At 49.6% G+C, this 11,808-nt stretch carries 9 protein-coding genes; 2 read left to right on the top strand and 7 right to left on the bottom strand.

Features of this window, described 5'->3' with window-relative positions; translation table 11 throughout:
• Positions 1-433: 433 nt before the first annotated feature.
• On the bottom strand, positions 434-1,636 hold the full coding sequence (locus NTV65_07630) for a pyridoxal-phosphate dependent enzyme (protein ID MCX6115067.1): 1,203 nt from the start codon (positions 1,634-1,636) through the stop codon (positions 434-436).
• A 140-nt stretch (positions 1,637-1,776) separates the two neighbouring features.
• Here NTV65_07630 and NTV65_07625 point away from each other — a divergent pair, with 140 nt between their 5' ends.
• On the top strand, positions 1,777-2,907 hold the full coding sequence (locus NTV65_07625) for an FAD-dependent oxidoreductase (GenBank protein MCX6115066.1): 1,131 nt from the start codon (positions 1,777-1,779) through the stop codon (positions 2,905-2,907).
• A gap of 53 nt (positions 2,908-2,960) precedes the next feature.
• Here the strand turns inward: NTV65_07625 and NTV65_07620 are convergent, their stop codons facing one another.
• Positions 2,961-3,278, bottom strand: coding sequence for a DUF2442 domain-containing protein (locus tag NTV65_07620; GenBank protein MCX6115065.1), 318 nt, complete (start codon positions 3,276-3,278; stop codon positions 2,961-2,963).
• Positions 3,235-3,396: a DUF4160 domain-containing protein gene (locus NTV65_07615; protein MCX6115064.1), complete on the bottom strand. Its 162-nt coding sequence runs from the start codon at positions 3,394-3,396 to the stop codon at positions 3,235-3,237. The genes NTV65_07620 and NTV65_07615 overlap by 44 nt, the downstream gene beginning before the upstream one ends.
• A 364-nt stretch (positions 3,397-3,760) precedes the next feature.
• Between NTV65_07615 and NTV65_07610 the strand changes: the two genes are divergently transcribed.
• Positions 3,761-4,372, top strand: coding sequence for a hypothetical protein (locus NTV65_07610; GenBank protein ID MCX6115063.1), 612 nt, complete (start codon positions 3,761-3,763; stop codon positions 4,370-4,372).
• 451 nt (positions 4,373-4,823) lie between these two features.
• Here the strand turns inward: NTV65_07610 and NTV65_07605 are convergent, their stop codons facing one another.
• From NTV65_07605 to NTV65_07590, 4 genes are all read right to left on the bottom strand, one after another.
• The gene (locus NTV65_07605) at positions 4,824-5,378 is read right to left on the bottom strand and encodes a hypothetical protein (GenBank protein ID MCX6115062.1); all 555 of its coding nucleotides are present in this window, start codon (positions 5,376-5,378) and stop codon (positions 4,824-4,826) included.
• 139 nt (positions 5,379-5,517) lie between these two features.
• Positions 5,518-6,870: a hypothetical protein gene (locus NTV65_07600; GenBank protein ID MCX6115061.1), complete on the bottom strand. Its 1,353-nt coding sequence runs from the start codon at positions 6,868-6,870 to the stop codon at positions 5,518-5,520.
• Positions 6,871-6,972: 102 nt separating this feature from the next.
• Entirely contained in the window at positions 6,973-9,999 is a 3,027-nt protein-coding gene (locus NTV65_07595) for a hypothetical protein (GenBank protein ID MCX6115060.1), read from the bottom strand.
• Between the two features lie 6 nt (positions 10,000-10,005).
• Positions 10,006-11,721 carry a hypothetical protein gene (locus tag NTV65_07590; protein ID MCX6115059.1) on the bottom strand — a complete coding sequence of 572 codons (1,716 nt, stop codon included), beginning with the start codon at positions 11,719-11,721 and terminating at the stop codon, positions 10,006-10,008.
• Positions 11,722-11,808 lie beyond the last annotated feature (87 nt).

Below are 11,808 nucleotides of genomic sequence, written 5' to 3'. Positions count from 1 at the left end.
TTCCAGTTGCTCCTCACGCTCCCTCACGAAAGCGCAATTACTTTCAGCTATATGGGCGGATATCCCCATAAAACGGACTTACACCGTTCTGATTTCCGTGCGTTGTAGGCGCACGAACGCCGGTATCCGACCGGCCATGAAGGGGATCGTCAACCTGAGCATTTGTACCCAGCCACTCTGGAGAGTGGCGGTCCCAGGGCTTCGCTGAGGCGTAAGCCCCTCCCCTGGGAACGCCGGTATCCGACCGGCCATGAAAGGGATCGTCAACCTGAGCATTTGTACCCAGCCACTCTGGAGAGTGGCGGTCCCAGGGCTTCGCTAAGGCGTAAGCTCCTCCCCCCTGGGAACGCCGGTATCCGACCGGCCATGAAAAAGATCGCACTCCTGAATTTATACCTAGCCACTCTGGAGAACGGCGTTCCCAGCGCTTCGCCTAGGCTTCAACCGTCGGCATGCCGGAGCGCATCAGCTCAGAGATAATCTCTTGTCCGTGGGTATGATCTCGCACCTCCATCATGACCGTAATTTCTACGTGGCCGGGGAGCTTTGCGTAGGACCTATCGTGCGAGACCTGCAAAACATTAGAGCCCTGCCCTGCTATAATACCTGAAATTATGTGTAACATTCCGGGACGGTCCGGAAGCATTATAGTCACGCGCAGCAACCTGCCGCGCTCGGCCAGATCGTGCTCTATCAACCTTGAGAGAAGATTGCTGTCGATATTACTACCGCAGATAAAGATCGCCGGTTTTTTAAACCTCTCTGGAAGATGTCCACTTAGTAGCCCAGCCAACCCGGCCGCCCCTGCACCCTCTACCACCATGTGCTCATGCTCAAGCAACATAATAATAGCGCGTGCGATGCTCTGCTCACTAACGGACCTAACGAGATCAACGTGCTTCTCGATAATGGGTCCCGTAATCTTTCCGACTGACTTAACCGCAATACCATCGGCTATAGTCATCGGCACGATCATTCCCTCATGCGCCTTTGGGCCACTGCGTGCCTCAAGCGCCCATTCAGAGCAGATTCCGAGCACAAAGACCTCGGGCCGTTTCGCCTTAATCGCCGTTGCAACCCCCGCTGCATAGCCGCCACCACCAACTGGAATAATAACCGAGTCGAAATCGCTTAGCTGCTGCATTAACTCAAGACCGGCAACCCCCTGGCCATGTACGATCCACTCATGATCAAAGGGCGGAACGTAGGTTATCTTGCGCTCGTGCGCCATCTGCTGTGCGTAGAGTAGCGCCTCACTAAAGGTGTCTTTAAAGGTTATCTCTGCACCGACTGCGCGGCAGGCCTGAATCTTTACCAGGGGCGCATTAGCCGGCATTACGATATGACACGGTACTTTGAGTCTCTGCGCATGAAAGCTTAAGCCCAGGGCGTGATTACCGGCGCTAGCAGTACAGACACCATGGGCGAGCGTTTTTGCATCGAGATTTAATAGAAAATTAAGCGCCCCACGCTCCTTAAACGAGCCGGTACGAAGCTTATTATCCCATTTTAGATAGATCGTTCTGTTACACTCATCTGAGAGAGCATGCGCCTGCGTTACCGGCGTAACCGCGATGTGTGGGATGAGGCGTGCCTGTGCAGCCTCTATATCGCTCAGCTTTGGAAGGGGTGTCATATAGCCCTAAAGCGACCAATTTTCACATTAACTTAATATTTCACGACTAAAAACAGTTACCTGCCTGTTTTAGTGATGCTTACATACTAGCGCTTCGTGCGCTATAACACTCTACATACGGGGGCATAACCAACAACAGCATGAAAACATTCGACCTTATCATTCTTGGCGGCGGAATCTCAGGGCTTGGCATTGCGCGTGCGGCTGCACAGCGTAACTTATCAACTGCCCTGCTTGAGGCACACTCCTGCGGCTCTGCAACATCGAACAACACCCTGCGCATTATTCATGGTGGCTTTAGGTACCTGCAGACCGGCGATCTACCGCGGGTTGTGACCTCGCTCCTTGATCAAAAAGCGTTGTTAAGAGAGGCCCCCGATGCGCTTGCGGCGCTGCCCTGCGTTATGCCCCTCGCGCGCTTTGGATTAAAAAGTCGCTTGCCGGTCTCCTGTGCGGCGCTGCTCTACGCAACATTAATGCGTCTATGTGGCTCGCCATTAAAAACTCCTAGTATTCTCTCTGTTGCAGATATTAACGGTTCAATTCCACTACTACGGGGCCTCGCTCCATACGGTGCTCTGTGTTGGCACGACGCAGTGATGACTGAACCACAAAAAGTTACAGAGCTTCTTGTGCGGGGGCTTCTTGTACGGGGGCTTCCTGTGCGAGAGTCTTTGAGCGAGCACGTTGCGATTTATGAGAACACGGCTGTCCAGAGCGTCGTTAAAAACGGCGATCATTTTGAGGTACGCGATACAAAGGGTGGGCTGTGGTGCTCGCGTTTCGTGGTTAACGCGCTGGGGCCGTGGTTGCCGCACGTTAGCGTTCCGGCTGAGCTGCAGGGGATTAGACCTCGTTGGAGCAGGGGCTTTAACATCACGATAACTCGACAACTCGATCCGACCTACGGTATCGGCGTTCAGAGCGCTGATGGGCGTCTGTTTTTCACACTTCCGCGCGGCTCAGGTTCATCGATCGGCACCTATTATCTGCCTGATTCAAACAAAGGATTATCTCCTACGGTCTCTGAAGCCGAGCTAGAAAACTTTATTTCTGCGTTTAACACCGCGTTGCCCGGCGCTAATGTCCGCCTAGCTGAGGTCAGCGGGGTTGATGTCGGGCTTTTGCCGATGTTGAACGATACCCCTGCAGGTCCGAAGCTCTACGCTAACGGGCGAATTCACAAGGCTGGCGGCTATATTGAGGTGCTCAGCACAAAGTATACGACCTTTCGTTCGCAGGGGCGTAGCATCCTGCGAATGATCACGTAATTCGCCGCAAACTAAAACTAGTTAGTGGGGCAGCCCCATAAACCTGATAACATCTAGTGCGTGCGGGGACGTTTCGTCTTGCGCACAGCGCGTTTGTTAGGCGCTTTACCTCGCGCCACAAGAGGAAACTGTTCTGGCGAGCTAAGGGAGTCTACGTGTAGATCAATGTCCAGAGCTGGCCACCGCAGATGACCTACCCGCGGACTCTCAACATTTAAAACATCATCTACCGAGGCCTCTCTGAACCAGGGGAATTTCTTGTGATCAAGAAAATACTCATGCCCGTGGACAAGGACCCACAAGCCAAACGGCGAGATGTTGGCTACCTCACACCCCAAAGAAATCTTTCCAAGCTTTCCGGAATTTTTCACAATTATGCTCCACAATCTTTTGGATTCGACGCAACTCAAGAGACTTAAGGCCCTCTGAGTTAGCTAGGGCAACCACCGGCTCCAACCAAAACTTCGCCTCGCCACTAGATGATATCACATGTATATGAGGCCTCGACTCCTCTCTTGAGAAAAAGAAAAATCGATAAGGACCTTCTGTGTAAATAGTTGGATTCACAGAGCAACTATGACATCAGCAATGGATTAGTGTCGAGCCAAATAGTTGAACAAGAGCATGGCTCAATCTCGAAACCCTGCGGATCTATAATTATTGGGTAACTATTCCTCCATAAAATGAGCGTCCCCGACCTGTCCCGCCAAAGCTTTAGTAACGGCGGATCAGGGGAGGCCAAGAAAGGGTGTTTCCAGGGGGTGCTTGCACTTGTTGGGTCTGGCCTAATATAAAAAACCCTGCCATATCTATTACATTACACTAACAAGGCTACGCTTTTACTTAGAACCTTATGCGCTTACAAACTACCCTACCCTTGGCTTTTCTATTCCTCAGCTCCGTATCGCCTCTGAGCGGCTGCGACTACGAATTCAAGGATGAGCCACAGGAGGCTGCCTTAGAAGCTGACCAACCAGAGGGGGAGCCAGAGATGGAGCCTAATAAAGCTCCTCCCGCCGAGCGGCCCGTTCTTGCTCCTGGCAAGCTGATGACCTCTACTGAGAGCACTCCACAGGGCGCTAAGAAACTGAGCATCCTAGACCTTGAGGCGCTCCAGAAGGTTACCATTGAGAGTGTGGCTGCTGGCAAAGATGCGAGTAGGCTTTTTGACGGCGACGACGCGACCGTTGTGCGTACTGAGAATATCAATCCTTTAAAGATTACCCTAACCTTCGTAGAGCCGATTAAGCTTAAGGCCGCGCGCATGCTCTCATCCTACTCGGACTATAACTGGTCAATGACCCCCGAGGGCGGGGAGCGTATGATTATCGAGTCGATTCCAGATGGGGTTATATCGGTACTGGTGTTACCAACCGCAGTAACGACCAAGAAGGTTACCTTCGAGGTGCTACGCAGAACCCGTGACAACTTCTGTCATGTTAATGAGATTGAGCTGTTTGAGTAGGACACTGCGTGACCCCGTACCTACATGGACCTTGAGCCCTGGGAACGCCGGACTCTAGTCCGGCCATGAAAAAGATCGTCAACCTGAGTATTTATACCTAGCCGTTCTGGAGAACGGCGGTCCCAGGGCTTCGCTGAGGCGTGGACCATGCGTGACCCCGTACCTACATGGACCACGCCGTATCTCTATTATATTGGGGTAAGCGTGAGCCCTGGGAACGCCGGACTCTAGTCCGGCCATGAAAAAGATCGTCAACCTGAGTATTTATACCTAGCCGTTCTGGAGAAAGGTGCTCCCAGGGCTTCGCAGTATCGTGGGCCATTCGTGACCCCGTACCAAGGATTTATTTCCAGTCCATCATAGGCAAAATAATAACGCAGCTGAATAGAATTTTGTATCGGTTATATCATCCAACAGCATTCCAGAGCATGTGGGGATCAATTCCCAATACTCAGTAAATGTCGCTTGCCTCAACCCTTACAGATAAACAGTAAATGAAGGATGGAATTCCACCCTTTCCGTTCTGACTAACGGCCATCTCCACCCTCTGGCTAGTAATTGCATTTATCGCCGCCTCACCCTGACCGTGTGATTTACCTAAGAACTCTTTCAGACTCTCTGGAGTAACACTGCTAGGAACATCTACTAAATTGATCGTTATATCTTTTCCATCTAATCCCTTGATAATGAGCTGCAACTTCTTCCCTTCCGGAAGTTTGCCCCCGTACTGCTTCAGCTCCCCCTTAGCCCCATCTACGATCACGCCAAGAGCCATATAATCATTCAGATGTTGTTTCTGTCCGGGGCCCCCAAGCGAATAGGCGGCTACTTTTTTCCCATTTCTGTCGTAAAAAGTCTCAATAAGCTTTTTGTTCAACTCCACCGACTTCTTCTCCTCTGGGGCTGGCGGCTTTAGCGGATCCTTCCCAGCCAATATTTTTAGAAAATTAGAAAGCTCGGTTCGAGTAGTATCAAACGTAAGAACAGCAGCTTCTCCTGTCGCCACTAACCCCCTGCCTATAAGCGCTGACCCAGATGTAAAAGCACCCATAACTATCCTTTAATAAATTAAACCGTTCGCTACGTCCCTATCCACTATTATGCAACTAACCTTATTAGATGTAACATTACTACGATACTTACTCTTAAACAAAAAAGCGGTACACTTGGTCTATCCAACTGGTTATTCGGTTGCCGAAACTGACCATTTCACCACTAAACAAACCGATTGAACCTATGGTACCAGCATAGAAAGTTAGATCCATTACTAGAGGCCAGCCACCCCCTGCGCCCTTGAGGCGTTGGATGTCTAGTTGATATACCGGGAACTCCTCTTCATCTGTCCTTCGTTCGAAGCTCTTCTGCTCAGTAATCTTAGCTGTTATCCTTTCAGCCTCAACTGTAAGCTTTTTTAAGACACCCTGCTGCTCTTTTGTATTGGGACTGGCAAACTTATTCACTATATTAATAAGGGCCTTGGTATTGGCTAACTGTTCAATCCAACTACCCGCTCCGCTTGCCTTGCTAATCGCCTTGTTAAGTGTCGCCTGGTAAGAGCCGGTACGCCAACCGCTGCAGATCTTATCGATCGTGAATTTTATCACAGGAGCTGCGAGACAGGCTGCTACCCCCAAGCTCGGATCCAACCCCATAGCCAGACTTCCTACGCCCCCCGCTATAACCCCTGCAGCCGATACGACCGTTCCAACTAACTTCGCCCCAGCGTATCGCCGCCAGGCCGGTTCTTTAATCTGGGAGACCATCATGTCCACTTCCGCCAGATCTTTCCTGACCTTCGCTTTGTCAACTGTAACGGCAATGGTAACTGGCGGCGGCGCAGCGGGCGTAACTACTGGTGAATCAGTAGCGGTTTTAGTTTTATCAAGGGCGATAAGTAGATCATTGACTTGCCTCCTGAGTCTTTGATTATCCTTATTCGCCTTACCTTCAGCGAACTCTGCCGTGGTTAATTTAATTTCTGTTTCTTTATGCTCGCACTTACTTTCTTCTAAATTTTTCTGGGCTATCTGTACTTTATCGTTAGCGTCGACCAGATTATTGTTTAGATCTATGAGCTGGTTCTCTGCTTTGGTTGTTTTATTCTTCTCGTAAGTAAGATCGTCTTGGTGTTTACTTTTTGCTTCACTGAACTCTCGCCTAACTTCCTCAATTTGTTGATTGAACGTTACAACCTTTGCCCGCGCATCCGCTAATTCTATGCCCTGCTTATCATAATTATCTTTTAACTTGGCCAGATCTTGTTTGGTGTTATCTTTAGCAGCTTCGGTAATAGTAGCGCCCTCGGCATTTGGTACTCCATTATTTTTTTCTTTTACCTCCACCAGTGGCTGACTAAACACTGCTGTAAAATCTTTTAGAGCCTCTTCCCGCATAGCTTCAACTTCCTTAGTTGCCTTAGGGAGCGCCTCTAGTGCTAGCTTTATAATGACCGTCTGTTCTACTGGTTTTTTTGATGTTTGTTGCATTTCTATTGTCATAATCCCTCTAAAAATCCCCTCTCCCTAGAGAGGTTCCCCAACCCCTATCCGAGAAGATGTCGGTATTTATTTAAGCTGCTGCGAAACTTAATTTCCCTGCGGTTACTTATTTGGATCTGGTGGCGGTGGCGGATTTAACACAGCTAGTACCTCTTGCCCTGCCTCCTTCGTTGCCGTTACTGACGTATCCATTACTACCTGCGGAGTTCCTTGTTCAAATAATCCGCCCACATATGTTGCTCCATGATTCTTTATACCATGTCCTACCACTCCTTCTACACCACCACGACCATAACCAAGGAAGCTGTTACCTGGGTAGTCCGCTGCGGAGCCTGCTGACTGTCCGAGCATACCGCTCATCGCCATACCCATACTATCTGTCGGCTTATTTCCTGGCGCTAGGGAGCCGGCGTTCACACCGTATACTCCGGCAGCACCTGATAAGTTCTGTGCCCAGTTATTTTTAGCCTCCCAAGCTGCTGTGTCTGCCTGGAATTGACCAAGAGCTCCTAGATTCTTAGAGTAGGCACCTAATCCACTGGCAGCTTGATTAGCTCCTGCGGTCTGCCAATGAAGATCTGCGCCCCTTTGCATAGCATCCATTTGTCTACCAATAGCCTCTTGGCCGACCTTATTCGAACCAAGTGCAAGCCCGGAATGGCCGAGGTGCGCTGCCTTATTTTTCAACCAGCTAGCACCACTTGCCGCCGCTCCCGCCCATGTGCGACCACCACCACCACCACCACCAGGACCACTACCTTTTCCACTAATACCAAAGAGATCACCTGCATCGCTACCTACAGCCTCCATGGTCGACTTCATTTGATTGAACGATGCTGCCCTCTGTTGAGCCGCCCTGCCGCCAGCATCCAACGCATGCGATATTCCGCCCAACCTGGCTCCCTGCAGCCCCTTATCCAAAGCTCTATTAGAGGTATCAAGGCTCGAAAGGAACGCACTCGATGGCGACCGTAAAGCCTTAGCATGCGCCGCCTGTCCAATATGATCCCTGGAGGACATAATCTGATTCGCCATTTCGCCCTGGAATCCGCTCTTCGCGGCTCCAGAGATATCCTTGGCGTTCTCTCCCAAGGCATTGGTAGCAAGACCTCCGAGCCCTGCCTTTGCGCCAAGAATAAGTTGCCCAGTGACCGCCGGAACCGCTAGATATAGCGCCGCCATAATGTATAGGTAGTATCCGTTTGCAACGTTTAGGTCGACTGAGGCACCCAAAAGTAGCGCTTTATCGAGGTAGAAGAACGCCTCTCCCTCCTTTTGGTCTTGATTATCAGCTGTTACGCCTACGTATGAATTGCCAACATCAGGAACAGCGCATTTATCAAGAACGTCCCCTCCATTAGCCACCCCGTCGCCACATGTTATTGCAACTCCGCTTGAGATCTCAGCAGTTTGAATCAGCATATTAGCAACGCGCGCCATATTGCTGTGATTTCCCATCATCGCCCAGACGCTGCGCTCAAGCACCTGTACCATCGCGAATCCTACGTCCCACATCTTGATCCAAGCAAAGAACGATACCCAGGTAAAGAAGGCCTTCCAGTACCCAGGAATAACCATCGCCATCGCTGCGAGCGGATAGGCTACGATAATAACGTACAGTAATATCCCCTGAACGTGCGGCATCATTAACGCCCAGTTATAAAGCTCAGAGCTCTTACTCTTACTTCCTACATTTGCTACGTAGGTCTGTGCATACTGCTGTGTCTGATCCGCCGGCGCGAACTTCTGCTCTGTAGCTGTTATCGAGGGCGCGAACTCAAGCTCATTTTTCAAAATATATGTAAAGATAAGGTTCTGAGTAAACCATTTCATCTGGTCAGCATCAGCATACTCCCCACTTCCGTTCTTACGGATATCCCACCCGTAAAAGAGGGTAAAAAGAACATCCTCATCGCTTTTAAAGCCACGTGGGGCGGTTCTAATAAGTTGCCAATATGCGTGTCCCATCTCCTGCCGCATGGCCTGAATAAGGGTCCAGAGGTAGGAAGAGCAGTTAACCTGCTGCTTGTATAGTTTTAACATCGGGCTCGCTGCTCCGCCCTCGTTCTTGAAGGCTGGTGAAAATTTTCCAAAGCTGCCTGGGATATCACTCGGCTCAGAGAGTAGTCGAAATAACGATCTGGGGGTTGGAATCTCGGTTGCGTTCAGGTTGAAACGAGATTTTGTGTATTCCATTTTTTCGTTAAGTTGATCACCCTTTTTGAAGCTATTTTTGCCATCCACCGGATCCTTCATCACGGTTTGAGGGATAACGGCACCACGTGACATTGTCGCTGCATTATAGCTACCGGAGTTAATTCCTTTCTTAAAAGCATCTCCACACTCGGAGGAGAGAAAGGTAATAAAGGCATCACGCAGGTCAGGGTTACGGATCCTAACGTTTGTTATGTTCTCCACCATCGGAGCCTTTAGAGATGAGAGCAGAAACCACGGGGGAGCATTTTTCTCATCCTTTTTAATCTTTGCAAGGTTTGAATCGCTACGTCCCTCTCCTAACTGATTGTTTAGTCCTGTCCACCCTACCAACATGTTCGTCGTTGCGCTAAATAGCTCATCTAAGAAGAGCATCGGCATGGCGACCTTATACTCCTGACTTGGGCCGGTGATCTTATTTATCGTCATGCCGCTATAATCAGAGATCTGAAGAAGTGGTGAGTTCCTTAGCCCGGTCTCAGCATCACTCCATACATCCTCCATGTCCCGCGAAATTCCAGCAACGGCCCAATCAACCCCCTTAACTTCCTGAGTAGTGCCGATCAGAAAGCTGTAGATCGCTGGCCCAAGGAAGAACCAGACATAGTTACGGGGGGGTGAGTTAAGGGCAACGCTAATCAGAGCCCCACCAGCCGCTACCACATATAAAAGAATCGCCCAGGCACCAAAGCCCGTAAAGTTTACGTAGTGCAGGAGTGCAGCATGGGTCATGTAGCCGATATTTGCCCACGCTGCAGCAACTAGTGACGACTCAGCTCCCGGACAGTTACCACATTTCTCTTGGCCCTGAAGAGCAAACTGCACTATATTTCCTTGGAGGATCACGGTGCTTTGCAGGATCTTGGTGAAGATCTCGCTCATATCGGTTAGTAACTGTGCTATATCTAATCTCATATAAACCTATTTACCTTGCTTGTCTGCACCAGGACTTATCCCTACCGCATTGCTACCACCAGGCTTAAAGGTACCACCAGAGCCCTGCTGACCCTGCATATAGCGCGCCATGTAGAGAATAAGCTCAGCCCAACGATCGCGGTTTTTATCTATATAGACTCCAATTTTCTCCTCGCCAAGTAGCTCATCAAAGAGCCGATGAAGGAGCACTTGTGTAGCCGGATCCTTTGCAAAGCGTTCACTCATGCCCATCATCTTCTCGTACGTATGTAACGCTCTGGATTGACCAATAATGCTAGCCATATGGTAGAGAGCCTTAAATCTAAGACAGGGGCTTACGCTACTCTCTCCCTTTTGGCAGATATCCGGATCCCCATCTTGTATCGGAGCAAATTCGCTGCCAAATGGAACGCCAAGGCCATTACCTTGGGGGAACTCCTCGTCACACTTTAGCTCACTTAAGTCCTTGCTCTGTCGTGAAACTAGAAAGATCTGTTCAAGTATATTTTGAGTAATAACTATATCTGGAGCGCTGGCATCCTTCCACATCTTTGGCGTCCATCCGGCAGAGGTAGAGGCAGTTATCTTCTTTATCGGCTCAAAACCATTATTTTTGTTATCCTGCTTAAACTTGCAGAGTTGATGCATCAGCTCATTTAGATTTTCCCAAACTGTTGTAGTCTCTTCTTTGGCTTCAAGAGATAGTCCCCACTGCTTATTATCTCCCTCTTTAGCTTTTATGTAGGTGGTATTAATCACTCGGGCGATTCCGTCGTTTTCTCCCTCGACCTCGATCTCAAAGTCCCCCAATTTCTGGATGAACTCATCCTGTAGCTCCTTGATCTTATCGTTCTTATACGTGACCTCTCCATTTGAGCCGCTACCAAGGCTAGCATCATAAAGCTTCGGCATAAGGCGATCCCTCACGAAACTTTCTTTCTTTCCTGCTTTCTTTGCTGCTGTTGGTTCTGGTGTCCTCATATTAATGTCATCAGTAGCCTTAAATGGCTCGCTCTTAGGGATCTCCTTTATTTCACCCTTAGTAGGACCATCAGTTTTATCCGTTGCTGAATCACCATTTGCAACGTAGAGGGCTGCGGGCCAACTAGTTACTTTATCGGCTTTGAATGCTTTCTGAATCCTCCCGGCGTAGGCATATTTCATCTGCCCTCGATCATCGGTGAGGTTCATAAGCTCAAGCTGAAATTGCTGGGTCTGAATGGTGTTATTCATCAGGTTAGAGACCATGTTCATCGACCCAATAAAGCCGGTCGCCGCGCCGTTCTCGACCATCATCATGGTCTGAACGAGAACCGGAACACTCTTATTGATCAGCTCCTTATACATCTCCTGGATCGGAGCAGCGTCAGCGAGCTGGCGAAAGCCCTTCAGTGGCGGCAGTACGATATTTACGTTCTTATGCACATTCCTTCCAAAATCAGTAAGTTCCGGGCTTTCATCACTAGATTTCTTGGATCTTGGTGCCTCTAAGCCATTAGGCAAGGATACTGGTCTCAGCTCATTGTTTAGTTTATCGTAATTCTCGTCTCTATTTTTACTGACCTGGATCGATGTTTCCATCGCTGTCTTAGCCGGACCCGAAGTCGTATTATTCTGCCCCCAAGCCCCCTGAGACGAGACCAGCACCCCCACTCCGAGCAGCACCGCGGCAAATCCCTTTAAGTTCACTATGAGATCCATTTTTTTAAGTATGGCTTTCATTACCGCTGACCCTGCATTAACTTAACGACTCGCTCGATCTCTTCTGCTTTCTGTAGCCCCTCCAAGCGGTAAGTCTGCTTAGAGGTA

The organism is Pseudomonadota bacterium, from assembly GCA_026390555.1.
In the GTDB taxonomy this organism is placed as follows: Bacteria; Bdellovibrionota_C; UBA2361; order UBA2361; family OMII01; genus OMII01.
Note: the sequence above shows the minus strand (reverse complement) of the source record. Positions and strands in the feature narration are given on the sequence as shown.